Origin of the sequence: Rhodopseudomonas sp. AAP120 (assembly GCF_001295845.1) — a bacterium.
GTDB lineage: Bacteria > Pseudomonadota > Alphaproteobacteria > Rhizobiales > Xanthobacteraceae > Rhodopseudomonas.
In genome coordinates this window covers 1-25,038 of the sequence record NZ_LJIC01000189.1, presented here as the reverse complement: position 1 = coordinate 25,038, position 25,038 = coordinate 1, and the positions used below count along the sequence as shown (strand labels likewise).

Here is a 25,038-nt window from a genome sequence, read left to right as displayed (position 1 = left end):
CCCAGCCGCGCTTTCACGGCGGGATCGGCCAGTACGCCGTTGACCTCGCTATTGAGCTTGGCGACGATCTCGGGAGGCGTCGCTTTCGGCGCGCCCATGCCGAACAGCGCGCTGGCCTCGTAGCCGGGCACGGTCTCGGCCAGCGTCGGCACATCGGGCAGCAGGGGCGAACGTTCGGTGGTGGTCACCGCCAGCGCCCGCAGATTGCCGCCGCGGATATGCTGGATGATCGACGGCATGTTGTCGAAGATCAGTTGCACCTGGCCGCCGAGCATATCGGTGATCGCCGGCGCCGCGCCCCGATACGGCACGTGCTGCATCTTCACCCCGGTCATCGCCATGAACATCTCGCCCGACAGATGCACCGAGGTTCCGTTGCCCGACGACGCCAGATTCACCTTGCCGGGATTGGCTTTGACGTAGTCGATGAACTCCGCGACGGTCTTCGACGGCACCTGGCTGTTGACCGTCATCACATTGGCGGTGCGATTGAACGCGGCGACGCCGGCGATGTCGCGGACGAAGTCGAAGTTCAGCTTCGCGTAGAGCGACGCATTGATGTAGTTCGCCGGATTGACCAGCAGGATGGTGTAGCCGTCCGGCGGCGCATTCACCACCGCCTCGGTGCCGATGTTGTTGCCAGCGCCGGGCTTGTTCTCGATGACGAATTGCTGGCCGAGCCGCTCCGACAGCTTGGCACCGATCAGCCGCGCCAGGATGTCGGTGGCGCCGCCGGCCGGATAGCCGACGACGAAGCGGACCGGACGTGTCGGATAGTCGAGCGCGAGGCCGCGGCGCGGCAGCAGCGTGCTCGCCGTGGCAGCCATCGCGATCGCCTGGATCGCGCTGCGGCGTGTGATCATCGTTCGCTCCCTGTGCGGCCGCGTCGTGGCGCGCGGTCCGAATGCCGTGAGGCGGAACGAGTGTAGCAAGCGCCGCGTCGCGCTCAAGCTGCAGTGCGGGAGCAGGTCAATCGATCGTTGTGGCGACAACTAACAGCTTCGTGCCCCGGACGCTGCGCAGCGCGCCGCCCTCGCGGCGTGATGCGCTGCAGATCCAGGGCCCCGGTGCCTTTGGTCGCCAAGAAACCGGGGTCCCGGATCTGCGAAGCGGCACTGCGTGCCGCATCGCGTCCGGGACACGGAGCTGAATTGCGCGGCGCCGCGCCGGGTGGCACAAGGAGCCGCTACCAAACAATAGACGCGTAAGCGCGCCGCGGCCAATGCCGCCGTGCGGAAAGCGCCGCAGCAAGGGAGAGAAGCAATGCCGCATCCGATCGAAGCGCCCGGCGTGGTGGGTCCGTTCGCCGGAATGGACGTGCCGTGGCTGTTGCGGCTGCACGCCGAAACGCGGCGCGATCACCCCTTCATCGTCTGGGCGCCGTTCGACGCGCCCGCACGGGTTTGGAGCTACGGCGAGTTCCACGATCGCGTCGGCGCGCTCGCCGCCGGTCTCGTGGCGCGGGGCGTGAAGCCCGGCGACGCGGTGCTGATCCATCTCGATAACTGCGCCGAGTTCCTGCTGAGCTGGTTCGCCTGCGTCGAGCTCGGCGCGCTGGCGGTCACCACCAACACCCGCTCGGCCGCCGCCGAAATCGAATACTTCGCCGATCACTGCGGCGCCGTTGCCGCCATCACCCAGCCGGCCTACGCCGACCTCGTCTCGACGAACTGCAAGAAGCTGCGCTGGATCGCGGTGATCTCGCACGATCCCGGCTCGCCGCTGCCGGCCCAGCCGGTCGCCAAGGCGGATTCGTTCGAGAGCCTGTTCGGCGACAGCGCCGACCGGCCCCGCCGCGTCACCGACCCGTTCGCGCCGTGCAGCGTGCAGTACACCTCGGGCACCACCTCACGGCCGAAGGCGGTGTTGTGGACCCACGCCAACGCGCTGTGGGGCGCCAAGATCAACGCCGCGCACCAGACGCTGCGCGCCGACGACGTGCACCTCGCTTATCTGCCGCTGTTCCATACCAATGCGCTGGCCTATTCGATGCTGGCGAGCCTCTGGGTCGGCGGCACCTGCGTGGTGCAGCCGCGGTTCTCGTCGAGCCGGTTCTGGAAGGTCGCGCTCGAGCATCGCTGCACCTGGAATTCCAACATCGCGTTCTGCCTGAAGGCGCTGATGGATCAGGAAACGCCGAAGCATCACAGCTTCCGGATGTGGGGCACGGCGGTGGCGGAGCCGCCGGCGTTCAAGAGCTTCGGCATCAAGATCATCGGTTGGTGGGGCATGACCGAAACCATCACCCACGGCATCATCGCCGAAGCCGATCAGCCGAATACGCCGATGTCGATCGGCCGCGCCGCGCCGGAATACACGCTGCGCATCGTCGGCGATGACGGCGCGCCGACTCAGGTCGGCGACACCGGCAATTTGCTGATCAAGGGCGTCCCCGGCCTGTCGCTGTTCAAGGAGTATCTGCACAACGAGCAGGCGACCCGCGACAGCTTCGACGAGCATGGTTACTTCATCACCGGCGACCGCGTCACGCTGCTCGAGCACGGCGCCATCAAGTTCGGCGACCGCGCCAAGGACATGCTCAAGGTCGGCGGCGAGAACGTCGCGGCGTCGGAGATCGAGCAGGTGGTGATCACCGTGCCGGGCGTGCGCGAGGCCGCGGTGGTGGCCAAGAAGCACCCGATGCTCGACGAGGTGCCGGTGGTGTTCGTGATCCCGCAGGGCGGCATCGCCGGCGCGCCGCCGGATTTCGCCGACCGCATCACCGCCGCCTGCGCCGCCTCGCTGGCTGATTTCAAGCGCCCGCGCGAAGTCCGCCTGGTCGACGACATGCCGCGCTCGACGCTGGAGAAGGTGGCGAAGGCGGAATTGCGCAAGATGCTGGCGGACTAGCGCCACGTCTGGGTGGGCGCGGCGCGTTGCGCCTTTGCCCGCCCGACGTTCCGGGGGCCGAACTAACCGCCCAGCGCGACCGGGCGGAACGCCTGCAGCAGGCGCTGGTCGATCTTGTCGCCGATCGCCTCCATCGCCGAGAAGGCGTGCAGCGGCATCAGCGGCGTGTGGTTCTTGCGCTGCGCCACCAGCGACGTGAAGATGTCGACGATGGTGGTGATCCGCACGATATCGCTGATCTGATCGCCGTGCAGGCCATCCGGATAACCGGAGCCGTCGAGCAGTTCGTGGTGATGCAGCACGACGTCGAGGGTTTCGCGCGGGAAGCTGCCTTCGGCGGTCAGCGCATCGTAGCCGCGGCGGGGATGCTCGCGGAATTTCAGCAGCCGTTCGCCCTCCAGGGCATCGAGATTATCGAGCAGCGCGACGTCGACGAACGCCTTGCCGACATCGAACAGCAGCGCCGCGCGGGTCAGACGGCGCTGATCCTCCTCGCGCATGCCGAGATGCTGGGCGAAAGCGACCGCGTAGCCGGTGGCGAACAGCGCCAGCCGATAGCTTTCGTTGTGATGACGGCCCACCGTGGTGAGCCATTCGCGCAGCGAGGTGCGCTTGATCGCCTTGAGGATCGGGGCCTCGGCCTGCAGCACGTCCTGATAGGTCAGCGGCCTGCCGGCCGGCAGCCGCTCGAAGATCTTGACCAGCACGCCGTGCGCAGCGGCAACGCCCTTGCTCATCGCCTCGGCACGAGCGCTTTCGGTGGTTTCCGACGCGTCCGGAAACGCGGCGCGGATCCGGGCCAGCAGGTCGCGCGGATCGAACGGCCGCGCGATCGTATCGGTGGCCCCGAGCGCCCAGGCCTGCATCGAGCCGTGGTGCAGTTCGTCGGCGAGCACGAACAGCCGTGGGATCGGCTGGTAACCGCCGCCGAGCAGCTTGCGCCGCACCGCCTGCACGCTCTCGGCCGAGCGCAGATTGATGTCGACCACGATGCCCGACAATTGCCGCGCGGGCGCGTCGGGAAGCTCGCCGGTGGAGATGGTCTGCACTTCGGCAACCCCCGACAGGATCCGGGCGAGGTCCGCGCTCTGATCGTGGCGATCGGATGCCAGAAGCAATTGCCGGCGCGGCTCGGACCGGGGCGCGGGTTGTCGGGCTACAGCATTCATGGATCACCAGCCTGGATAGTACGCAAGTCTGGGACATCCCTAGCGGGAAATCGGTTCCCGCTGCTTAACGGGTATTCTTAATGTCGGATGTTTTTTCCGTACGAATTTGATCGAGTTTTCTCCGGAATTGACCCGGACTGCACTCGGCATTGCAGTGCAAAACATCTATGATCCGAACAGCACGGGGATGGCGATGACACACAGCGTACCAACCGGGACCGACGAGCAGCCGTCACCGTCACGCGCCTCGGGGTGGGTCGCTGCGGCGGCACTCGCGCTGGCGTCGGTCGGCGCGCTGCCGGCTTCGGCGCAGCAGATCGCGCCCGTCATCGTGGCCCCGGAGATCGCGCCGCCGTACATCGCCACGCTCTCGAATACCTCACCGCTCGCATTCGGCATGGACGCCGCGACCGCCTCCCGCGCCCTCGGTACGCCGCTGAACTATGTCAGCGGCCGCCCTGGTGAGGAAATTTTCCTCGCGATCCGAACGGCCGGGGGCAGCGGCTTCTTCGATCGGCGCGACCGGCTGTATCTGCAATTCCGTAAATTCCGGCTGACCGGCTGGAAGGGCGACTGGGGCCGCAACTGGATGTGGCAATAGCCGCACCGGAATCGCCACCATCACGCATCTATCACCACCAACACAGGGGTTGCTCGTGGGACACGACATCACGCTGACGGCTGACGACGGATTTCAACTCGGCGGCTATCGCGCCGATCCGGCCGGGGCTGCTGCCGCTTCGGTGGTGGTGATCCAGGAGATCTTCGGCGTCAATCACCACATCCGCGCGGTCTGCGACCGCTTCGCCGCGCAAGGCTACCGCGCGGTCGCACCGGCGATCTTCGACCGGATCGAGCGCAACTTCCAGAGCGGCTATTCGCCCGAGGAGATCGCGGTGGCACGGAAGTTCGTGGCGACGCCGGATTGGGACGCGATGCTGCGCGACACCCAGGCGGCGATCGATTCCGTCAAGGCCGAGGGCCCAGTCGGCGTCATCGGATTCTGCCTCGGCGGCAGCGTCGCCTATCTGGCTGCGACGCGGCTCGGCGGCTTGAGCGCCGCGGTCGGCTATTACGGCGGCGCGATCGTGCGGTTCGCCGACGAAGCCCCGAAGGTGCCGACCCAACTGCATTTCGGCGAAAAGGATTCCGGCATCCCGCTCGCCGACGTCGAGACCATCAGGGCGAAGCGGCCGGAAGTCGACATCCACGTCTATCTCGAAGCCCAGCACGGCTTCGGCTGCGACGAGCGCGCCAGCTTCGACAAGCAAAGCTCCGACCGCGCCTGGCAGCGGACGCTGGATTTCTTCGGGACGTATCTGAAGTAATCGACCGCGCGGCAGACAGTGCAAGGTCGATAGCGTCGCAATCACGCGTCATGCGCGGGCTTGCCCCGCGCATCCATCGCCGCGCAGCGGCTTCTCTTTTGAGATGGATCGCCGGGGCAAGCCCGGCGATGACGACAGGGGTGGGGCGGCGCGGTTACTAAGCGACGAAGGCCCTAGAACCAGCGCTCGCCGACCATCACGGTATCGCCGGGGCTGAGCGGGGTGGCGAGCGGGACCTGAGCGCGGACCAGGGCGCCGTTTTCCGGATGGGTCAGGATCGCACTGTCGCGCTTGGCGCGCGGCGTAAAGCCGCCGGCGATCGCGATCGCGCTCTCCACCGTCATGTTCGGCACGTAGGGATATTGGCCGGGCGCCAAGACCTCGCCGAGAATGAAGAACGGCCGATAGGATTCGATCTCCACCGCCACCGACGGCTCGCGGATATAGCCGTTCCGCAGCCGCGCCGTGATGGCGGCGGCGAGGCCCGCTGGGGTTCGGCCGCGCGCCGGCACGCTGCCGATCAGCGGCATGGTGATCGCGCCGGACGCATCGATCGCGTAGGTGTTGGTGAGGCCTTCCTGCCCATAGACGACGATGCGCAGGCGGTCGCCGGCGTCGAGGCGATATTCCGGCTGTGGCCCCGCCACCGGCGCATATGCCACCGGGCCGGGACCGGCCGGACCGCCATAAGCAAGGCTGTCGAGCGTATTGGACGGCTGCACGGCGACCGGGCCGGACCGCCGCATGCAGCCGCCCAGCGCAAGCGCGCCCATCACGGCGATCACCGACAATCGAAACGCACGGTCCACACGCACTGGAGCCATTCCCTCTCCACGAGATGACTCCGTTTATGCCGCGTTAGGGTTAACAAACTCTTGGCGGTTGCGTAGTTCTGCGGGAACACCGCTGCGACCAATGATGACCAGCCGGCGTGGCATCGCCCTCCCGCCAGCCGCCGCGCCCCTCTCCCGCTTGTTGGCGGGAGCTAGGGCAAGGGCGACGCGGATGCGGCTGAGCGACTCGCGGAGAGGCGCGCAATCAGCCACCGCGTTTCGCGCATCGACCTCTCCCGCACGGGGGAGAGGTGACGCGGTGCCTGGGGAGAAGCCGCGATCCGGAACGCCGCTCTAGTTTCAAGCCGGCACGCCGACGCCGACCGGGCAGGACACGCCGGTGCCGCCGAGACCGCAATAGCCGCCCGGGTTCTTGGCGAGATATTGCTGATGATAGTCCTCGGCGAAGTAGAACGCGCCGGCCGGCGCGATCTCGGTGGTGATCGGGCCAAACCGCTTGGCGCCGAGCGCCTGCTGATAGGCTTCGCGCGAAGCTTTTGCGGCCAACGCCTGATCGTCGCCGAAGGTGTAGATCGCCGAGCGATATTGTGAGCCGACGTCGTTGCCCTGGCGCATGCCCTGGGTCGGGTCGTGGCTCTCCCAGAACGTTTTCAGCAGCGCCTCGTAGGAAATTTTCGTCGGATCGAACACCACCAGCACCACTTCGGTATGGCCGGTGCGGCCGGAGCAGACTTCCTCATAGGTCGGATTCGGCGTGAAGCCGCCCGCATAGCCGACCGCGGTGGTGTAGACGCCGTCGCCGAGTTCCCAGAACTTGCGCTCGGCGCCCCAGAAGCAGCCGAGCCCGAACACGGCCTGCTGCAGCCCTTCGGGATAAGGCGGCTGGATCGGATGGCCGTTGACGAAATGGCTGCGCGCCGTGGGGATCGGGGTGGCGCGGCCTGGCAGGGCCTCGCTGGCACTCGGCATCGTGGTCGACTTGCGCATGAAGAACATGGACACCTCCCGGCGCCGCAACGCTCACAGGCGCCCGGCGGCCTCTTGCTCGAGGACGAGCCGGCGCGCGGCTGTCGCGACCGGTTCTCGACTGAGTTGCAATATAGGTATCGACGCGCCGATCGTCAGGTTTCGCCGGTGTCAGTCGCGCGCGTAGCCGATCAGCGGCTTGCGCGGCCGGAACAACAGCATCAGCAGCAGCCCGAGCAAACCCAGCACCGCGAAGGTCGGCTGCGCCAGCAGCAGCCGAACGCCGTCCCAGGCCCACGGCGCCGACTGCTCGACCCACAGGCGGAACGCGTGCTGGCTGGATTGGTGGACATCATTCCAGAATTCGCCCAGCCGCGTCAGCTGTAGCGCGCTGTCGGCGACCGAGCGCGCGCCGTCATAGACCAGGAAAATGAAGCCTCCGGTCAGCAGCAACAGCCCGATCAGTCGAAAGAACCCGCGGATCATCGTCCACCCCGATGGAATTGACCACCCCGGCCGCATCTACCGGGCGGACGTACAAAACACAACCTCGCCAGCGGCTTATACAGCGCCCGGGTCGATCACGACGGCGCCGGAACCGGGGGCCGGCGCACCGCCGTCAAAACCGGCGGTCGTAACCGTTGACGCTGGAAAGCAGTGGCTTTATAAGGCCCGCAATGGCGGTGGGGGTCTCCCCGGCCGCCGATCGTCTTTGCAGCGACGTGACGTTTTGGTTCGCCGGCTGCAGAGGCAATCTTCAGGACATCCGGAACACACGGCGAGGCTCCGTTCAGCGGCGGCTCCGCCATCAGCCCGGCCCTCCGCAGCGGAGGCCGCTGCAGGATTTGAGAGAACATGGCCAATACGTCTTCCGCGAAGAAAGCGACCCGCAAGATTGCCCGGCGCACCGCGGTCAACAAGTCGCGCCGCACCCAGATGCGTGGCACGGTCCGGACCGTCGAAGAAGCGATCGCCAGCGGCGACCGCGATGCCGCGCTGAAGGCGATGGCGACCGCCGAGCCGGCGCTGATGCGCGCCGCCCAGCGCAACATCATCCATCGCAACGCCGCGAGCCGGAAGGTGTCGCGCCTCGCGCACCGGATCGCGCAGCTCGGGAAGTAACACTCCCATCGTCGATCGCGATTAGCAGTGCCCGGCTTCGCCGGGCATTTTTTCGAGCCCGGCCGCGCCGGGCTTTTTTGTGCCGGCGCTGCTGAATTCTTGGCGCCCGCTTGGCGACGATGCGGGCACGCCGCGCCGCGTTCGAGGGCGCGCAAGCTTGCGGCGCGGTGCGCGCTGGTCGCGGCTTGTGCACGACGCGTGTCACATTCCATCAACGACGGCGTCGCCGCGGCGACTGTTCTACGCATCGCATCGATCGCGTACTGAACCATCCTGGATGCGTGACAGCGGTGACCGCAGCGAACGTCGTCGGTGACGCGCAGCACGCACGAAGCGCATTCGTCACACAACCAGCGCACGTTTTGACGATCGCAGAAACGCCTGCGGCACAGCGGTAAAACGTATCGAACAAAACTGCACGGCGACGCGTCATCGCTCGCCTCGGAACTTTACGCAGTGCAATATCCGCGTCGGCTACCCTGCTTCAGCGCTCACAAAAACATCCGACTCGCGAGAGACTTAAAGGCAAAGCGAAGCGGAGCACTTTGAAAACGCCGTCGCGCTACCGTCAAAGGTAAAGGATTCATGAAATACTTTTGGGCGTGCGATGGAATTGTCACGGTTCTGCGCTGTGTCGAATCTTCGCACAGATTCAAAATCTTGCCGCGGCGGTTGTTAGTCACCTTCGGCGGCCGCGCGCAGCACACCAGAGTCAAGCCCCCCTCCGACGAATCATATTCGTTGCGGCCACCGGGCGGTCGTGTATTTCTTAGATCGCCCGCGACGCCCACGGCTCTTCAGATCAGCGCGATTTGAGAACCAAGGGCGGGCATGCAGATCGGCGGCGGTATGCGTGTTAGCGGCGTTTTTCAAACGACAGCCGGGTTGTCACTCATAGCAATATGAGACCGGCGAAGCTGTGTCAGACGCGTCCGAAAGGTTCGCTTGCGAACGTTTCGAATGTGCGATGGCAGCGACACCGACAGCCCGACGAAACCAACGGTCGTGACGAGAACGCGCAGCGGCTTGGATGCAGATTTGACTCGACGACATCTTGCCGCGCGCAAGCGCGTCAGGAGGGGGAGGTTTCATGAGCTACCAATTCAGCACTTCATTTCTGTACGCCGAGGGTTCGACCCGTCATTGTTCAACCACTACCGTCAACGTCACCAGTCGCGGTTGCGCCAGCACTCCGGGGATCCCCGTCGAGTCCGCGCTGACCTGAAGCAATCCATTTAAATCGGATCCGGCCCGACCTCGGCACGTTGCCGAACGGCGGAGCTGTGTCCGGAGTTTGCTTCGCGACGCCGCGGCGTGGCGTGAGCCGTCATGGTTTCGCCCACCGCGTTGAACATCACTCCATCTGAAAAGCTGCTGAAATGTCGAATATGGAACATGATCGCTGGTCTCGCGTCAAAGGCCGCCTGCGCACGAGCGTCGGCGAGGACGTGTATTCGAGCTGGTTCGCCCGCATGGACCTCGAAGCCATTCAGCAAGAGAGCGTGCACCTGTCGGTGCCGACGCGGTTTTTGAAGAGCTGGATTCAGACGCACTACTCCGACAAGGTGCTGACCTGCTGGCAGGCCGAGATTCCCGAAGTGAACCGCATCGAAGTGACGGTGCGCTCGCCGATGCGCGCCGCGACGCCCGCAGCCAAGGATGCGGCCGCGCCGGCCGAGCACCGCCGCGAGGAGCAACGCGCCGCGCCCGAGCTGCGCAGCACCAATGCGACCGCGCCGGCCGCCTCCAATCACGACGCGCTCGGCGGCTCGCCGCTCGATCCGCGCCTGACCTTCGCGAGCTTCGTGGTCGGCCGCTCCAACACGCTGGCGCACGCCGCCGCCAAGCAGGTGGCCGAAGGCCGCCGCGGCGATCCGGTGATGTTTAATCCGCTGTACATTCATTCCGGCGTCGGCCTCGGCAAGACGCATCTGCTGCAGGCGGTGACCTGGGCCGGCAACTCCGGCACCGAACGCAAGGTGCTGTATCTCACCGCCGAGAAATTCATGTACGGCTTCGTCGCTGCGCTGAAGACGCAGACTTCGCTCGCCTTCAAGGAAGCGCTGCGCGGCATCGACGTGCTGGTGATCGACGATCTGCAGTTCCTGCAGGGCAAGACGACGCAGGCCGAGTTCTGCCACACGCTCAACGCGCTGATCGACGCCGGCCGCCAGGTCGTAGTCGCGGCCGACCGGCCGCCGTCGGATCTGGAAAGCCTCGACGAGCGCGTGCGCTCGCGGCTCGCCGGCGGCCTCGTCGTCGAGATGGCGACGCTCGGCGAAGATTTGCGCCTCGGCATTCTGAAATCCCGCGTGGTGGCGGCGCGCGCGCATCATGCCAGCTTCGACGTGCCGCAGCCGGTGCTGGAATATCTGGCGCGCACCATCACACATAACGGCCGCGATCTCGAAGGCGCGATCAATCGTCTGCTCGCGCATTCCAAGCTGAACAATCAGCCGGTGACGCTGGAAATGGCCGAGCACGAGGTGCGCGACCTGATCCGGCCGCAGGAGCCGAAGCGGATCAAGATCGAGGACATCCAGCGCGTCGTGGCGCGGCAATACAATGTCAGCCGCTCCGACCTGTTGTCGTCGCGCCGCACCGCCAATGTGGTGCGGCCGCGCCAGGTCGCGATGTATCTGGCCAAGACGCTGACGCTGCGTTCGCTGCCGGAGATCGGCCGCCGCTTCGGCGGACGTGACCACACCACCGTGCTGCACGCCGTGCGCAAGATCGAAGGGCTGGTGTCCAAGGACACCACGCTGAACGATGAAGTCGAGTCGCTGAAGCGCCAGCTCCAGGAATAGGCGCGCGTTTCGCGCCGCGCCCCGAGGGAGGCGCGGCCGGACCGAAAAATCTGGGAAATTCCAACGCCTAACGCCGGCGCGCTCTTGCGTCCGCCGGCCTAACACGCCACCTTGCGGTCCCCCCGCGGGGTCGGGCGACATCCCGCAGGGTTCTCGTGCCGAGGCGCCGTTTCCGGCTGCCCGGCTCCTCCAGTATTTCCGGGGACTGCATCGCACGATGCAGGTACGGATCAGGCGGGTCTTGTCATGAAGGTCACGGTCGAACGCGCGCAATTGTTGAAGTCGCTGGGCCACGTCCACCGCGTGGTCGAACGCCGCAACACCATTCCGATCCTCGGCAACGTGCTGGTGCGCGCCGAAAGCAGCCAGCTCGCCCTCAAGGCGACCGACCTCGACCTCGAAGTCACCGAGACGCTGCCGGCCGAAACCGCGACCGCCGGGTCGACCACCGTTCCGGCCCATATGTTCTACGACATCGTCCGCAAGCTGCCGGACGGCTCGCAGATCGTGCTGGAGACCGACGGCGACCGCTCGGTGTTGGCGATCCGCGCCGGCCGCTCGCGCTTCACGCTGCAGACGCTGCCGGAAAGCGACTTCCCGGATCTCGCCGCCGGCGAGATGAGCCATTCGTTCTCGGTGCCCGCCTCCGATGTGAAGCGGCTGATCGATCGCACGCAGTTCGCGATCTCGACCGAGGAAACCCGCTACTACCTGAACGGCATCTATCTGCACACCGCCGGCTCGGCCAAGGACGGCAAGCTGCGCGCGGTCGCCACCGACGGCCACCGTCTCGCCCAGGTCGACCTGCCGCAGCCCGCCGGCGCCGCCGGCATGCCGGGCGTGATCGTGCCGCGCAAGACCGTCGGCGAAGTGCAGCGGCTGATCGAAGACACCGAGGCCGAGATCGGCCTCGAGCTTTCTGCCGGCAAGATCCGCTTCACCATCGGCAATGTGGTGCTGACCTCGAAGCTGATCGACGGCACCTTCCCGGACTACGGCCGCGTCATTCCGCAGAACAACGACAAGGAACTGGTGGTCGACAAGAAGGACTTCGAGGCCGCGGTCGACCGCGTCTCGACGATCTCCAGCGAACGCGGCCGCGCCGTGAAGCTCGCGCTCAGCGCCGGCAAGCTGGTGCTGTCGGTGACCAATCCGGATTCCGGCAGCGCGACCGAAGAACTCGAAGTCGAGTACGCCTCCGACCCGCTCGATATCGGCTTCAACTCCCGCTATCTGCTCGACATCGCCGCCCAGATCGAAGGCGAAGTCGCGGTGCTGCGCCTCGCTGATCCGGGCTCGCCGACCCTGATCCAGGATCGCGACGCCAAGACGGCGCTGTACGTGCTGATGCCGATGCGGGTGTAGGCTACAGGGCTAGCCTCGCTCCGGACGCCGCAGTGTCAGCATAACGTGTCTTTGCCGGGCTTGACCCGGCAATCGCCCTCGAGCGGCAACTCCCTGACTTGACCCGACAACGCTGAGCCCGCTTTGATCACCCTCTCCCCTTGTGGGAGAGGGTGGCTTCGCGCAGCGAAGCCGGGTGAGGGGTCATGCAGCGCCCGCGTCACGTTTCAACCCCCGCGAAACTCCGCGCCTTCGCCAAGTCGATGCGGCGTGAACTGACCGACGCGGAAGCCGCAATGTGGGGGTTGCTGCGTGACCGTCGCTTCGCCGAACTCAAATTTCGCCGCCAGGTGCCTTTCCTGAACTACATCCTCGACTTCGTTTGCTTCGAACAACGCTTGGTGATCGAGATCGATGGCAGTCAGCACGCCGAACAGCCGCGCGATCAAATCCGCGATGCCGCGCTCCGCGATGCAGGCTTTCGCGTGCTGCGCTACTGGAACAACGATGTCCTCGAACGCCGATCGTACGTGCTTGAAGATATCCTTGCGAAGCTGACCGAAAGCGACGAATAACCCCTCACCCGGCGCCTCACTTCGTTCGGCGCCACCCTCTCCCACAAGGGGAGAGGGTTCAACCGGCGCCGTCTCTTCCGCTCACATGACCGCCTCCCGCATCACCCGCCTGTCGCTGACGCATTTTCGCAGTTATCGCGCGGCGGCGATGACGACGGGGGCGGAGCGCGTGGTGCTGGTCGGGGCCAATGGGGCCGGCAAGACCAATTGCCTGGAGGCGATCTCGTTTCTGTCGCCGGGGCGCGGGTTGCGGCGAGCGACGTTGGACGATGTCGCCGACAACGAGGGCGACGGCTCGTGGGCGGTGTCGGCCGAGGTCGAGGGCGCATTTGGCCTCGCGACGCTCGGCACCGGAATCGATCCGCCGCGCGCCGATGCACCGATGACGCGGCGCTGCCGGATCGACCGCGAGCCGGTCGGCTCCGCCACCGCATTTGGCGATCATCTGCGCATGGTGTGGCTGACGCCGGCGATGGACGGGCTGTTCATGGGCGCGGCCTCCGAACGGCGGCGGTTCTTCGACCGGTTGGTGCTGGCGATCGACAGCCAGCATTCCGGCCGGGTTTCGGCGCTCGATCGCAGCCTGCGTTCGCGCAATCGCCTGCTCGAGGACTATCGCAACGCCGACTCGCATTGGCTCGATGCGATCGAGCGTGAAACCGCCGAGCTGGCGGTCGCGGTCGCGGCGATGCGCGGCCAGACCGCGACCCGGCTCGCCGCGATGCTCGACGCCCGCGGCGCCGCCTCGGCGTTTCCCTCGGCCAAAATCATGCTCGACGGCTGGATGGAAACCGCACTGCTCGCCGAACCCGCGACCGCGGTCGAGGATCGCTATCGCGGCGTGCTGCGCGACAGCCGCCCGCGCGATGCCGCCGCCGGCCGCACGCTCGACGGGCCACATCTCACCGACCTCGAAGTCGTCTACGCGCCGAAGGCGATGCCGGCGCGCGACGCCTCGACCGGCGAGCAGAAAGCGCTGCTGATCGGCCTGGTGCTGGCGCATGCGCAGCTGGTTTCGGAGATGACCGGCATCACGCCGGTGCTGCTGCTCGACGAAGTCGTGGCGCATCTCGATCCCGGCCGGCGCGCCGCGCTGTTCGACGAGCTGGCGCAGCTCGGCGCTCAGGTCTGGATGACCGGCGCCGATCCGGCGGCGTTCGCCGAGATCGGCGCCGGCGCGGAAATTTTTACCGTCGAATCCGGCCGCATCACGCCGCAGAAATGAGCCGTCACGGCGCTGCTCCATCCCCGGCAATCAAAGGTTCCGCAGCGGCTTTCGGCGGCCTTCGAAACGGCCGTTTTGCGGCTTGCGAATCGAACAAAAAATCCTACATCTTCAATCACTTGTCACACGAGACTTAGGGCTAGGCGCGCCCCGTCTTTCGTGGCACAAAGAACATCTCATCGCGCCGTCGCACGCCGATTCGATTTCATCCTTCAAAGGTTGTTGCATGACTGAACCCGCCCGGCAGCCGATCGCCGAAACCCCGCCGCCCGTGCCCGCCGAATACGGCGCGGAATCGATCCGGGTGCTGAAGGGGCTCGACGCCGTGCGCAAGCGGCCCGGCATGTATATCGGCGACACCGACGACGGCTCCGGTCTGCACCACATGGTGTACGAAGTCGTCGACAATGCCATCGACGAAGCACTCGCCGGCCATGCCAGCGCGGTCGAGGTGATCCTCAACGCCGACGGCTCGGTGACGGTGCGCGACGACGGCCGCGGCATCCCGGTGGACATCCACAAGGGCGAAGGCATCTCGGCGGCCGAGGTCATCATGACCCAACTGCACGCCGGCGGAAAATTCGACCAGAACTCCTACAAGGTGTCGGGCGGTCTGCACGGCGTCGGCGTCTCGGTGGTCAACGCGCTGTCGAGCAAGCTGATCCTGCGGGTGTGGCGCAACGGCAAGGAACATCTCATCGAGTTTGCCCACGGCGACGCGGTGGCGCCGCTCAGCGTCGTCGGCGACGCCAATGGCCGGCGCGGCACCGAAGTGACGTTTTTCGCGTCTCCTGAAACCTTCACCCACATCGAGTACGACTTCGCCACGCTGGAGCACCGGCTGCGCGAACTCGCCTTCCTCAATTCCGGCGTCAACATCCTGCTGTCCGACCTGCGCCACGCGGTCGAGAAGCGCGAGGAGATGCGCTACGAGGGCGGCGTCACCGAATTCGTCAAGTATCTCGATCGCAACAAGAAGCCGATCGTGCCGGCGCCGATCGTGGTGGCGGCCGATCTCAACGGCATCGCCGTCGAAGCCGCGCTGTGGTGGAACGACACGTACCACGAGAACGTGTTGTGCTTCACCAACAACATCCCGCAGCGCGACGGCGGCACGCATCTGGCCGGCTTCCGGGCCGCGCTGACGCGTCAGCTCACCGGCTACGCCGACAACAACGCCAAGAAGGAAAAGGTGGCGCTGACCGGCGACGACTGCCGCGAGGGTCTCACCGCGGTGCTCTCCGTGAAGGTGCCGGATCCGAAGTTCTCGTCGCAGACCAAGGACAAGCTGGTGTCCTCGGAAGTGCGGCCGGTGGTCGAGAACGTGCTCAACGAAGCGCTCGCCGCGTGGTTCGAGGAGCATCCGTCCGAAGCCAAGACCATCGTCGGCAAGGTGATCGAAGCCGCCGCCGCCCGCGAGGCCGCGCGAAAGGCGCGCGAGCTGACGCGGCGCAAGGGCGCGCTCGATATCGCGTCGCTGCCCGGCAAGCTCGCCGACTGCCAGGAGCGCGATCCGTCGAAATCCGAACTGTTCATCGTCGAGGGTGACTCGGCCGGTGGCTCCGCCAAGCAGGGCCGCAACCGCGAATTCCAGGCCGTCCTACCGCTGCGCGGCAAGATCCTCAATGTCGAGCGCGCGCGCTTCGACAAGATGCTGAGTTCGGAGCAGATCGGCACGCTGATCACCGCGCTCGGCACCGGCATTGGCCGCGACGATTTCGACCTGTCGAAGCTGCGCTATCACAAGATCATCCTGATGACCGACGCCGACGTCGACGGCGCACACATTCGGACTCTGCTGCTGACGTTCTTCTTTCGGCAGATGCCGTCGCTGATCGAGGGCGGCTATCTCTACATCGCGCAGCCGCCACTCTACAAAGTGACGCGCGGCAAGTCCGAGCAGTATCTCAAGGACGAGCGCGCGCTCGAGGACTATCTGATCTCGACTGGGCTCGACGACTGTGCCTTCAAGCTCGCCAACGGCGAGGTGCGCGGCGGCCGCGACCTGCTGGCGCTGGTCGAGGATGCGCGCGCGATCCGCGGCACGCTGCACAATCTGCACAGCCGCTACAATCGCAGCGTGGTCGAGCAGGCGGCGATCGCCGGCGTGCTGAGCCCGCGGATCACCAGCGACGTCGCGACCGCGACCGAGGCCGCCGCCTATATCGCGCGGCGGCTCGACGTGCTGGCCGACGAAGTCGAGCGCGGCTGGACCGGCCGCTTCGTCGAGGGCGAAGGCTTCCATTTCGAACGCACGGTACGCGGCGTCAAGGACGTGGCGATGATCGACGATGCGCTGCTCGGCTCCGCCGACGCCCGCAAGCTCGACGAATATGCCGCCGTGCTGCAGGAGGTCTATCCGCGCCCCGGCGTGCTGCGCCGCAAGGACGCCGAGACCGCTATTCACGGCCCGGTCAGCCTGTTCGAGGCGGTGACCGACGCAGGCCGCAAGGGCATCGCGCTGCAGCGCTACAAAGGCCTCGGCGAGATGAACCCGAGCCAGCTCTGGGAAACCACGCTCGACACCAACGCCCGCTCGCTGCTGCAGGTCAAGGTCCGCGAAGTCGACGAGGCCGACGACATCTTCACCAAGCTGATGGGCGACGTCGTCGAACCCCGCCGCGAGTTCATCCAGGAGAACTCGCTGAGCGCGACGGTGGACGTGTAGAGCACGTCCTCCGATCCAACGCTGCTACAAGCACAGTCCTCATCCTGAGGAGCCCGGCGAAGCCGGGCGTCTCGAAGGATGAGGCCACGAGTGCTTGCGGCCCATGGTTCGAGACGGCGCTTCGCGCCTCCTCACCATGAGGTTGTGCCTGTGGTGAGGGCAGTGTTCATATCGCGAAAGGCCAGACCGCCTCGCTCCGGTCGCGCTGAGCATGCGCTACGCAGCCTGTCCCGCCTTCAATACGCCACGGCGGATCTGGTCTTCTTCGATCGACTCGAACAGCGCTTTGAAGTTGCCTTCGCCGAAGCCGTCGTCGCCCTTGCGCTGGATGAACTCGAAGAAGATCGGACCGATCGCGTTGGCCGAGAAGATCTGCAGTAACACCTTTGTCTGGCCACCGTCGACCACGCCTTCGCCGTCGATCAGGATGCCGTTGCGCTGCAGCCGGGCGATGTCCTCGCCGTGCTTCGGCAGCCGCGCGTCGATCTTTTCGAAGTACGTCTCCGGCGGCGAGGGCATGAATGGCAGGCCGGCGTCGCGCAGGCCTTCGACGGTGCGATAGATGTCTCGGCAACCGCAGGCGATGTGCTGGATGCCTTCGCCGCGATACAGGGTGAGATATTCTTCGATCTGGCCGGAATCGCCGGCGTCTTCGTTGATCGGAATCCGGATCTTGCCGTCCGGGCTGGTCAGCGCGCGCGAGAACAGGCCCGAGGCGCGGCCTTCGATGTCGAAGAAGCGGATCTGCCGGAAGTTGAACAGGTTTGCGTAGAACCCGGTCCATACATCCATGCGGCCGCGATGCACGTTGTGGGTGAGGTGATCGATGTAGTAGAGGCCGGCGCCGGCCGGCCGAGCATTGCGCTCACCGATCCACTCGAACTCTTCATCATAGGCCGAGCCCTTGGCACCGTAGCGATCGACGAAATACAGCAGGCTGCCGCCGATCCCCTTGATGGCCGGCACGTCGAGCGTCGCCTGCGCGGACGTGACGCCGGCCGGCTCGGCGCCGAGCGCCAGCGCGCGCTCATAGGCCTTCTGCGCATCGACGACACGAAACGCCATCGACGGCGCGCAGGGGCCGTGCGCCACCACGAAGTCGGTGCCGTGCGTGCCGGGCTGCTCGTTGACCAGATAGTTGACGTCGCCCTGGCGATAGACCGAGATCGCCTTGCTGCGATGCTTCGCCACCAGGCTGAAGCCCATCAGCCTGAACAACGCGTGGAGCTGCGCCGGGTCGGGATGGGCGAACTCGACGAATTCGAAGCCGTCAGTGCCCATCGGGTTGTCGGCACTGATCGTGGCCGGCTGCGCATCGTGCGGAAAGGGTCCCATCGGTCGCTCCTCCAGATTGGTTTTGAGCCGGTAGTATCGTCCGGAGCGGACGCATGGGGCGTGCAAATCCCACCCGGCAGCGATAGGCTGTGCACGATCCGTGCATGATTGATGGGTTCAACGCATGATGTCTGTCGACGCCTTCGACCTGAAGATCCTGAGCGCCCTGCAGGACGAGGGCCGGCTCACCAACCAGGAACTCGCCGACCGGGTGCAGCTGTCGCCGTCGCAATGCTCGCGGCGGCGGATGCGGCTGGAGCAGGACGCCATCATCACCGGCTATCGCGCCGAGCTCGCCGCCGACGCACTCGGCTTCGGCGTGGTCGCCTTCATCCAGATCACGCTGGCGACGCATTCGCCGGGCAACGCCGAGAAGTTTCGCACGCTGATCGGCCGGATCGACGAGGTGCAGGAGGCCTATTCGTTGACCGGCGATGCGGACTACGTGCTGAAAGCCGTGCTGCGCGACCTCAAGGGCCTGTCCGACCTCGTCAACAATGTGCTGATGCCGCACCAGAGCGTCGCGCATGTGCGCTCGTCGATCGTACTCGACCGGCTGAAGGAGAGCTCAAGGCTGCCGCTGAAGCAGCTCGCGGCAGGCTGATCGACGGCCGACCGCGAAACGAGCGAGGCGGCTGATTGCTCGCGACGAGTTCATCGGTGCCCATCGATTGGCGAGCGCGCACTCGGAAACATACTCGCTGCGCGGCGTTCTGCACCGGCACGTTGTCTCCGACGAACGGACCGGTCCATGGTGGAACTCAGCGACTTCGAACTCTCCCGGCGGAACCTGCTGCTGGGCTCCGCGGCGACGATCGCGCTCGGCGCAAAGCCGGGCGCCGCCGCCGCTCAAACCGGTTCGGCAGGCATTGCCTCGCCGGCTGCCGAGATTGCGCCCTCGACCGCCAAAGTATCCTTCACCGTCAACGGTGCCGCGCGCGATCTCGAACTCGACACCCGCACCACGCTGCTCGACGCGCTGCGTGAGCATCTGCATCTCACCGGATCGAAGAAGGGCTGCGACCAGGGCCAGTGCGGCGCCTGCACGGTGATCGTGGATGGCCGCCGCATCGCCTCCTGCCTGTCGCTGGCGGTGATGCACGAAGGCGACGACATCACCACGATCGAAGGCCTCGGCACGCCCGACAAGCTGCATCCGATGCAGGCCGCGTTCGTCAAGCACGACGGTTATCAGTGCGGCTATTGCACGCCCGGGCAGATCTGCTCGGCGGTCGCGGTGCTCGACGAGGTCAAGGCCGGCATTCCGAGCCACGTCACCGCCGATCTGATGGCGAAGCCCGAACTCACCAACGCCGAACTGCGCGAACGCATGAGCGGCAACATCTGCCGCTGCGGCGCCTATTCCAACATCGCCGAAGCGATCACCGAAGTCGCAGGGAGCCCGGCATGAAGCCGTTTACTTACGAGCGCGCCAAATCGCCAGCGGAGGCTGCCGCGGCGGCTGCGCGAACACCGAACGCCAAATTCGTCGCCGGCGGCACCAATCTGCTCGACCTGATGAAGCTGCAGATCGAGGCGCCGCAGCATCTGATCGACGTCAACAATATCGGCCTCGACAAAATCGAGGAGACGCAAGACGGCGGCCTGCGCGTCGGCGCTCTGGTCCGCAACACCGATCTGGCCGCCGATCAACGCGTGCGCCGCGACTACGCAGTGCTGTCGCGCGCGCTGCTCGCCGGCGCCAATGGCCAGCTGCGCAACCAGGCCACCACCGCGGGCAATCTGCTGCAGCGGACCCGCTGCCCATATTTCTACGACACCAACCAGCCGTGCAACAAACGCAGCCCCGGCAGCGGCTGCGGCGCGCTGCAGGGTTACAATCGCCAGCACGCCGTGGTCGGCGCCAGCGACGCTTGCATCGCCACCCATCCGAGCGACATGGCGGTGGCGATGCGCGTGCTCGACGCCACCGTCGAAACCGTCAGCGGCGACGGCACGACGCGCAGTATCCCGATCGCCGACTTCCATCGCCTGCCCGGCGACCGGCCGCAGGACGACACCACGCTGCACGCCGGCGAACTGATCACCGCGGTGACGCTGCCCAAGCCTGCCGGCGGCACACATCTGTATCGCAAGGTGCGCGACCGCGCGTCGTTCGCCTTCGCGCTGATCTCGGTCGCGGCGATCGTGCAACGCGACGGCAGCGGCCGTGTCGCGCTGGGCGGCGTCGCCCATAAGCCGTGGCGCGATGAGGCCGCGGAGGCCGAGATGCGGCGCGGCGCGCAGGCGGTGACGCGAAAACTGCTCGCCGATGCCCGCACCACTGAACAGAACGCCTTCAAGGTCCCGCTGGTCGAACGCACGCTGGGCGCCGTGCTGGCCGAAGCGAAAGGCTGATCCGATGAAATTCGACTCTCCCGCAACGACCAACCCGATCGATCGCCTCAAGGTGGTCGGCCAGCCGGTCGATCGCATCGACGGCCCGCTGAAGACGACGGGCACGGCGCGCTACGCTTATGAACGCCAAGACGTCGCGCCGAATGCCGCCTACGGCTACATCGTCGGCGCTGCAATCGCCAAAGGCCGTATCAACGGCATCGATCTGGCCGCCGCCAAGGCCGCGCCCGGCGTGCTGGCGATCGTCACGGCCGACACCGCCGGCAAGCTCGACAAAGGTGGCAAGAACACCGCCAAGCTGCTCGCCGGTCCGGACGTGCAGCATTATCACCAGGCCGTCGCGGTCGTGGTCGCCGAGACGTTCGAGCAGGCGCGCGCAGCCGCCCAGCTCGTGCGCGTCAACTACCAGACCGAGAGCGGCACGTTCGATCTCGCGGCCGAGCGCGATGCGGCCAAGCCCGCCAAGGTGATGTCCGATCCGGGCGACTCGTCGGTCGGCGACTTTGCCGCCGCGTTCGCGGCTGCGCCGGTGAAGCTTGACGAGACCTACAGCACAGCCGACGAGTCGCACGCCATGATGGAGCCGCACGCCTCGACGGCGATGTGGGAGGGCGACAAGCTCACCGTGTGGACCTCGAACCAGATGATCGCCTGGGGTGTCGAGGATCTGGCCAAGACGCTCGGTATTCCGAAGGAGAATGTTCGACTGGTGTCGCCCTATATCGGCGGCGGCTTCGGCAGTAAATTGTTTCTCCGCGCCGACGCGGTCATGGCGGCGCTTGGTTCTCGCGCGGCGGGCCGGCCGGTCAAGCTGACCTTGCAGCGTGCACTCGTGTTCAACAACACCACGCATCGCCCCGCCACCATCCAGCGCATCCGCATCGGTGCCGATCGTGACGGAAAGATCAGCGCCATCGGCCACGAAAGCTGGTCGGGCGATCTGCCCGATGGCAAGCCGGAAGGCGCCATCAGCCAGACCCGGCTGCTCTATGCGGGTGCTAATCGCATGACCGCGACGCGGCTCGCTGTGCTCGATCTGCCGGAAGGCAATGCGATGCGGGCGCCCGGTGAGGCGCCCGGCATGATGGCGCTGGAAATCGCCATGGACGAGATGGCCGAGAAGCTGAAGCTCGACCCCGTCGAATTCCGCATCCGCAACGATACCCAAGTGGTCCCGGACATTTCGGAAGCGCCGTCGGCCGATCCGCAGAACGCCAAGCGGGACAACAAGACCACCACGCCGCAGCGGCCGTTTTCGCAACGTCAGCTGGTCGAATGCCTGCGCATCGGCGCCGAGAAATTCGGCTGGGACAAGCGCAATCCGCAGCCCGCGTCGGTTCGCGACGGCCGTTGGCTGGTCGGAATGGGGGTCGCCGCCGCCTTCCGCAACAACCTGCTGACCAAATCCGCTGCCCGTGTCCGGCTCGAACCGGACGGCACGCTGGTGGTCGAAACCGACATGACCGACATCGGCACCGGCAGCTACACGATCATCGGCCAGACCGCCGCCGAGATGCTCGGCGTGCCGCTGCAAAAGGTCTCCGTGCGGCTCGGCGATTCGCGGTTTCCGGTGTCGGCCGGCTCGGGCGGCCAGTGGGGTGGTAACAACTCGACGGCCGGCGTCTACGCCGCCTGCGTCAAGCTGCGCGAGGCGGTCGCCAGCAAGCTCGGCTTCAATTCGGCCGAGGCCGAATTCGACGGCGGCGACGTGCGCGCCGGCAATCGCCGGGTGTCGCTCGCGGATGCAGTGCGCGACGGCCCGCTCGAAGCCGAGGATCGCATCGAATACGGCGATCTGCAGAAGAAGGCGCAGCAGTCGACTTTCGGGGCGCATTTCGTCGAAGTCGGGGTCGATGCCGCCACCGCGGAGATCCGCATCCGGCGGATGCTGGCGGTGTGCGCCGCCGGCCGCATCCTCAATCCGAAGACCGCGCGCAGCCAAGTCATCGGCGCGATGACGATGGGCGTCGGCGCGGCGCTGATGGAAGAACTGGTGGTCGACAAGAAGGTCGGCTTCTTCGTCAACCACGACCTCGCCGGCTACGAAGTGCCGGTGCATGCCGACATCCCGCATCAGGACATGATGTTCCTAGACGAGACCGATCCGATGTCGTCGCCGATGAAGGCCAAGGGCGTTGCCGAGCTCGGCATCTGCGGCGTCGCCGCCGCGATCGCCAACGCGGTGTATAACGCCACCGGCGTCCGCGTGCGCGACTATCCGGTGACGCTCGACAAGCTGATCGACAAGATGCCGGCGGTGGGGTGAGCGCAGGCGCTCGTTGCGCATGTACCGCTCGCCCGCTCCATGCACTGAGCCTCATCCTGAGGAGCCCGGCAAAGCCGGGCGTCTCGAAGGATGAGGCCACACAGCATCGGTGGCTCATGGTTCGAGACGGCGCTTCGCGCCTCCTCACCATGAGGCAGTGCTTGATGCAACTAACGAAAGCTTGCTAACCCCGCGGCACCGAGATCCTGCACACCACTCCGGTGGGGCGGAATTCAAGTTTGGCCCCGCCGCTGCCGAGGCTGCGGGAGATCAGGGTCTGACCGAAGCCGGATGAGGTCGGCGGCGTCACCAGCGGGCCGTCCTGCTCCTGCCATTCGATGCTCAGCGCATCGCTGTCGCTTGCTTCCAGCCGGCGCACCGAGATCTTGCCGCCCGGGACCGACAGCGCGCCGTACTTCACCGCGTTGGTGACGAGCTCATGGAATACCAGCCCGAGCGACACCGCCACTTTGGCGTCGACCGCGATGTCGAGCCCTTCGGTGAGGATGCGTCCGCTCGACAGCGACGCGAACGGCTCCAGCTCGGCGCCGAGCACGTCGGTGATCTGCAGATTCTGCCAGGACGAGTTCGACAGCAGCGTGTGGGTCGCGGCCAGTGCCTGGAGCCGGCCGGAGAACGACTTCTGAAAATCCTCGATGGTGCGCTCGTGCGCCGCGGTGCGAGCGCAGATCGCCATCACCATCGCCAGCGTGTTCTTGACGCGATGATCGAGCTCGCCCATCAGCAGCGCCTGGCGCCGCTCGGCGGCCTTGCGGTGGGACAGGTCGACCAGCGTCACGACGCAGCCCTGCATGCGCTCGCCCGACACCACCAGCGGCGCGGCGCTGATCATCACGTCGGTGATCGCCGCCGAGGGCGCACGCACGGCAGCTTCGAGACCCTGAACCGGCATGCCGCTGATCGCCATCGCGACGATGTCGGCGCCGCTCATCAGCTCGGTCGCTTCCGCAAAGGTGAGATCGATCGCCTCGCCGAAGGTGCGGCCGATCGGCGTCGCGGCGCAGAACCGCATCGCGGCGCCGTTGAGGTGGGTGACACGCCCGCCGCGATCGCACACGATCACCGCCTCGTTGGCCGAGGCGAGGATGGCGCGCGCCAGCCGCTCCGACTCGCGGGCCGCGGCCGCTTCCTCGCGCTCGCTGATATCCGTGAAGGTGATGGCGGTGCCGCGGACCACGCCGATGTCGAGCGGCGCGCCGGTCAGGAGCAGGCTGCGGGCGCCGGCGTCGGCCCGCAGATGGATCTCCGCGGTCTCGCGCTGGTGCACCGCCTGCGCCAGCAGTCTGCGAAACTTGGCCTGGTTGACGGCATCGAGCAACCCGATCAGCAGCGGCCCGGTCAGCGCCCCGGGGGCCTGCCCGAGCAGCGTGCACAGCGCAGCATTGGCGTAGAGTAGTTGCCCCTCGGCATCGAAGGCAGCCGCGCCGACGTCCATCGTCTCCATGAAGGTGCGGTACGACTGACTGGTGCCTTCGAGCGTGAAGACTTGCTCGCTGTCGCCGCCCGACACCACGACGGCGTCGATCTCGCCGTCGCGGATCGCCCGCAGGGTCGCTTCGGCCTCTTCAAGCCGCGCCTCGAGTTCGGCGCGGCTGAGTTCCGCGACCCCCGACGCCACGTCAGGAGCCTTCGACGGACAGATGCACCAGCACCTTCGGCGTGTCGGACAGGTCGCCGATGATCTTGCGGATCGGCACCGGCAACTCCTTCACCAGCGTCGGGATCGCAACGATGCCGTGTTCGCGGGCAAGCTGCGGATGCTTCTTCAGGTCGATCACCTCGACCTTGTACTTGCCGGCCAGATGCTCGGCGCAGATCTTTTCGAGATTGCGGATCGCGGCCAGCGATTTCGGCGTTTCGCCGGCGACATACAGAACGAGCTTGATCGGATCGGCCATCCCAATTTCCTACTTCGTGCTCGGCTCGGCGCGGCGCAGCCGTCGCGCCACCGCCATCGCTTCGGCGTCCATCGAGCTCTGCTTCAGATAGGCGTCTTCGGCGTCGGTCATTCGCTTCAGCTCGGATTCGTCAGCGGCGAGCTCGGCCTGCAACGCTTCGATCTGCGCCTGCGCGCGGCGGCGGCGGTGCACGATCTGATCCTGCATCCGCGCCACATCATTGCGGCGATCGGCCTCGGCACGGCGCACCCGCGCTTCTTCGGCGCGGCGTGCCGAGCCGGTCAGTGCCCCGCCCTCGCCCAGATACGGCTC

At 66.4% G+C, this 25,038-nt stretch carries 21 protein-coding genes and 1 pseudogene; 13 read left to right on the top strand and 9 right to left on the bottom strand.

Annotated elements, in window-relative coordinates:
- On the bottom strand, positions 1 to 863 hold an 863-nt coding region (locus tag IP86_RS25405), incomplete at its 3' end, for a Bug family tripartite tricarboxylate transporter substrate binding protein (RefSeq protein ID WP_054165229.1).
- A gap of 400 nt (positions 864 to 1,263) precedes the next feature.
- Between IP86_RS25405 and IP86_RS25400 the strand changes: the two genes are divergently transcribed.
- On the top strand, positions 1,264 to 2,850 hold the full coding sequence (locus IP86_RS25400; RefSeq protein ID WP_054165226.1) for an AMP-binding protein: 1,587 nt from the start codon (positions 1,264 to 1,266) through the stop codon (positions 2,848 to 2,850).
- Positions 2,851 to 2,912: 62 nt separating this feature from the next.
- Here IP86_RS25400 and IP86_RS25395 read toward each other — a convergent pair whose 3' ends face one another.
- Entirely contained in the window at positions 2,913 to 4,019 is a 1,107-nt protein-coding gene (locus IP86_RS25395; RefSeq protein ID WP_054165225.1) for an HD-GYP domain-containing protein, read from the bottom strand.
- A gap of 193 nt (positions 4,020 to 4,212) precedes the next feature.
- Between IP86_RS25395 and IP86_RS29535 the strand changes: the two genes are divergently transcribed.
- Together IP86_RS29535 and IP86_RS25385 are read left to right on the top strand one after the other, a co-directional pair.
- Positions 4,213 to 4,620 carry a hypothetical protein gene (locus IP86_RS29535; RefSeq protein WP_245290735.1) on the top strand — a complete coding sequence of 136 codons (408 nt, stop codon included), beginning with the start codon at positions 4,213 to 4,215 and terminating at the stop codon, positions 4,618 to 4,620.
- Between the two features lie 55 nt (positions 4,621 to 4,675).
- A complete protein-coding gene (locus IP86_RS25385) occupies positions 4,676 to 5,347 on the top strand; it encodes a dienelactone hydrolase family protein (RefSeq protein ID WP_054165227.1) in 672 nt (223 codons plus the stop codon).
- Positions 5,348 to 5,520: 173 nt separating this feature from the next.
- Here the strand turns inward: IP86_RS25385 and IP86_RS25380 are convergent, their stop codons facing one another.
- The 3 genes from IP86_RS25380 to IP86_RS25370 all read right to left on the bottom strand — a co-directional run bounded on the left by IP86_RS25380 (position 5,521) and on the right by IP86_RS25370 (position 7,593).
- Positions 5,521 to 6,171, bottom strand: coding sequence for a polysaccharide biosynthesis/export family protein (locus tag IP86_RS25380; RefSeq protein WP_502585525.1), 651 nt, complete (start codon positions 6,169 to 6,171; stop codon positions 5,521 to 5,523).
- Positions 6,172 to 6,480: 309 nt separating this feature from the next.
- Positions 6,481 to 7,137 (bottom strand): peptide-methionine (S)-S-oxide reductase MsrA, encoded by a 657-nt coding sequence (msrA, locus tag IP86_RS25375; RefSeq protein ID WP_054165223.1) that lies wholly within the window; start codon positions 7,135 to 7,137, stop codon positions 6,481 to 6,483.
- Positions 7,138 to 7,278: 141 nt separating this feature from the next.
- Positions 7,279 to 7,593, bottom strand: a complete 315-nt coding sequence (locus tag IP86_RS25370; protein ID WP_054165222.1) for a hypothetical protein — start codon at positions 7,591 to 7,593, stop codon at positions 7,279 to 7,281.
- A gap of 369 nt (positions 7,594 to 7,962) precedes the next feature.
- On the opposite strand from IP86_RS25370, the gene rpsT reads away from it, so the two are divergent.
- The 6 genes from rpsT (at position 7,963) to gyrB (ending at position 16,848) form a co-directional block, all read left to right on the top strand.
- On the top strand, positions 7,963 to 8,229 hold the full coding sequence (gene rpsT / locus IP86_RS25365; RefSeq protein ID WP_054165221.1) for a 30S ribosomal protein S20: 267 nt from the start codon (positions 7,963 to 7,965) through the stop codon (positions 8,227 to 8,229).
- Between the two features lie 1,379 nt (positions 8,230 to 9,608).
- Entirely contained in the window at positions 9,609 to 11,036 is a 1,428-nt protein-coding gene (gene dnaA, locus IP86_RS25360; RefSeq protein WP_054165220.1) for a chromosomal replication initiator protein DnaA, read from the top strand.
- 246 nt (positions 11,037 to 11,282) lie between these two features.
- Positions 11,283 to 12,401: a DNA polymerase III subunit beta gene (gene dnaN, locus IP86_RS25355; RefSeq protein ID WP_054165219.1), complete on the top strand. Its 1,119-nt coding sequence runs from the start codon at positions 11,283 to 11,285 to the stop codon at positions 12,399 to 12,401.
- Positions 12,402 to 12,586: 185 nt separating this feature from the next.
- Complete coding sequence (locus IP86_RS25350) at positions 12,587 to 12,955, top strand: endonuclease domain-containing protein (RefSeq protein ID WP_054165218.1); 369 nt, start codon at positions 12,587 to 12,589, stop codon at positions 12,953 to 12,955.
- Between the two features lie 85 nt (positions 12,956 to 13,040).
- Positions 13,041 to 14,180, top strand: a complete 1,140-nt coding sequence (gene recF, locus IP86_RS25345) for a DNA replication/repair protein RecF (RefSeq protein WP_054165217.1) — start codon at positions 13,041 to 13,043, stop codon at positions 14,178 to 14,180.
- 226 nt (positions 14,181 to 14,406) lie between these two features.
- Positions 14,407 to 16,848 (top strand): DNA topoisomerase (ATP-hydrolyzing) subunit B, encoded by a 2,442-nt coding sequence (gene gyrB, locus IP86_RS25340; RefSeq protein ID WP_054165216.1) that lies wholly within the window; start codon positions 14,407 to 14,409, stop codon positions 16,846 to 16,848.
- Positions 16,849 to 17,064: 216 nt separating this feature from the next.
- On the opposite strand, the gene hppD is transcribed toward gyrB, so the two are convergent.
- Positions 17,065 to 18,183 (bottom strand): 4-hydroxyphenylpyruvate dioxygenase, encoded by a 1,119-nt coding sequence (hppD, locus tag IP86_RS25335; RefSeq protein ID WP_054165215.1) that lies wholly within the window; start codon positions 18,181 to 18,183, stop codon positions 17,065 to 17,067.
- Positions 18,184 to 18,307: 124 nt separating this feature from the next.
- Here hppD and IP86_RS25330 point away from each other — a divergent pair, with 124 nt between their 5' ends.
- The 4 genes from IP86_RS25330 to paoC all read left to right on the top strand — a co-directional run bounded on the left by IP86_RS25330 (position 18,308) and on the right by paoC (position 22,807).
- On the top strand, positions 18,308 to 18,787 hold the full coding sequence (locus IP86_RS25330) for an Lrp/AsnC family transcriptional regulator (RefSeq protein ID WP_054165214.1): 480 nt from the start codon (positions 18,308 to 18,310) through the stop codon (positions 18,785 to 18,787).
- Positions 18,788 to 18,934: 147 nt separating this feature from the next.
- Positions 18,935 to 19,594 (top strand): aldehyde dehydrogenase iron-sulfur subunit PaoA, encoded by a 660-nt coding sequence (paoA, locus tag IP86_RS25325; protein ID WP_054165213.1) that lies wholly within the window; start codon positions 18,935 to 18,937, stop codon positions 19,592 to 19,594.
- Positions 19,591 to 20,541, top strand: a complete 951-nt coding sequence (locus IP86_RS25320) for an FAD binding domain-containing protein (RefSeq protein ID WP_054165212.1) — start codon at positions 19,591 to 19,593, stop codon at positions 20,539 to 20,541. Before paoA ends, IP86_RS25320 begins: the two co-directional genes overlap by 4 nt.
- Before the next feature lie 4 nt (positions 20,542 to 20,545).
- Complete coding sequence (gene paoC / locus IP86_RS25315) at positions 20,546 to 22,807, top strand: aldehyde oxidoreductase molybdenum-binding subunit PaoC (protein ID WP_054165211.1); 2,262 nt, start codon at positions 20,546 to 20,548, stop codon at positions 22,805 to 22,807.
- A 184-nt stretch (positions 22,808 to 22,991) separates the two neighbouring features.
- Here the strand turns inward: paoC and IP86_RS25310 are convergent, their stop codons facing one another.
- From IP86_RS25310 to IP86_RS29195, 3 genes and pseudogenes are all read right to left on the bottom strand, one after another.
- Positions 22,992 to 24,446 (bottom strand): sensor histidine kinase, encoded by a 1,455-nt coding sequence (locus tag IP86_RS25310; protein WP_054165210.1) that lies wholly within the window; start codon positions 24,444 to 24,446, stop codon positions 22,992 to 22,994.
- Position 24,447: 1 nt separating this feature from the next.
- On the bottom strand, positions 24,448 to 24,726 hold the full coding sequence (locus tag IP86_RS25305; protein WP_054165209.1) for a circadian clock KaiB family protein: 279 nt from the start codon (positions 24,724 to 24,726) through the stop codon (positions 24,448 to 24,450).
- 9 nt (positions 24,727 to 24,735) lie between these two features.
- A pseudogene (locus IP86_RS29195) lies at positions 24,736 to 25,038 on the bottom strand (circadian clock protein KaiC); the annotation flags it as partial.

Coding starts and splice junctions, on each gene's coding strand:
- paoC (WP_054165211.1), top strand. CDS start 20,546: ATGAAATTCGACTCTCCCGCAACGACCAACCCGATCGATCGCCTCAAG.
- recF (WP_054165217.1), top strand. CDS start 13,041: ATGACCGCCTCCCGCATCACCCGCCTGTCGCTGACGCATTTTCGCAGT.
- msrA (WP_054165223.1), bottom strand. CDS start 7,137: ATGTTCTTCATGCGCAAGTCGACCACGATGCCGAGTGCCAGCGAGGCC.
- dnaN (WP_054165219.1), top strand. CDS start 11,283: ATGAAGGTCACGGTCGAACGCGCGCAATTGTTGAAGTCGCTGGGCCAC.
- IP86_RS25370 (WP_054165222.1), bottom strand. CDS start 7,593: ATGATCCGCGGGTTCTTTCGACTGATCGGGCTGTTGCTGCTGACCGGA.
- gyrB (WP_054165216.1), top strand. CDS start 14,407: ATGACTGAACCCGCCCGGCAGCCGATCGCCGAAACCCCGCCGCCCGTG.
- rpsT (WP_054165221.1), top strand. CDS start 7,963: ATGGCCAATACGTCTTCCGCGAAGAAAGCGACCCGCAAGATTGCCCGG.
- IP86_RS29535 (WP_245290735.1), top strand. CDS start 4,213: ATGACACACAGCGTACCAACCGGGACCGACGAGCAGCCGTCACCGTCA.
- IP86_RS25305 (WP_054165209.1), bottom strand. CDS start 24,726: ATGGCCGATCCGATCAAGCTCGTTCTGTATGTCGCCGGCGAAACGCCG.
- IP86_RS25350 (WP_054165218.1), top strand. CDS start 12,587: ATGCAGCGCCCGCGTCACGTTTCAACCCCCGCGAAACTCCGCGCCTTC.
- IP86_RS25330 (WP_054165214.1), top strand. CDS start 18,308: ATGATGTCTGTCGACGCCTTCGACCTGAAGATCCTGAGCGCCCTGCAG.
- IP86_RS25320 (WP_054165212.1), top strand. CDS start 19,591: ATGAAGCCGTTTACTTACGAGCGCGCCAAATCGCCAGCGGAGGCTGCC.
- IP86_RS25395 (WP_054165225.1), bottom strand. CDS start 4,019: ATGAATGCTGTAGCCCGACAACCCGCGCCCCGGTCCGAGCCGCGCCGG.
- dnaA (WP_054165220.1), top strand. CDS start 9,609: ATGTCGAATATGGAACATGATCGCTGGTCTCGCGTCAAAGGCCGCCTG.
- IP86_RS25400 (WP_054165226.1), top strand. CDS start 1,264: ATGCCGCATCCGATCGAAGCGCCCGGCGTGGTGGGTCCGTTCGCCGGA.
- paoA (WP_054165213.1), top strand. CDS start 18,935: ATGGTGGAACTCAGCGACTTCGAACTCTCCCGGCGGAACCTGCTGCTG.
- IP86_RS25380 (WP_502585525.1), bottom strand. CDS start 6,171: ATGGCTCCAGTGCGTGTGGACCGTGCGTTTCGATTGTCGGTGATCGCC.
- hppD (WP_054165215.1), bottom strand. CDS start 18,183: ATGGGACCCTTTCCGCACGATGCGCAGCCGGCCACGATCAGTGCCGAC.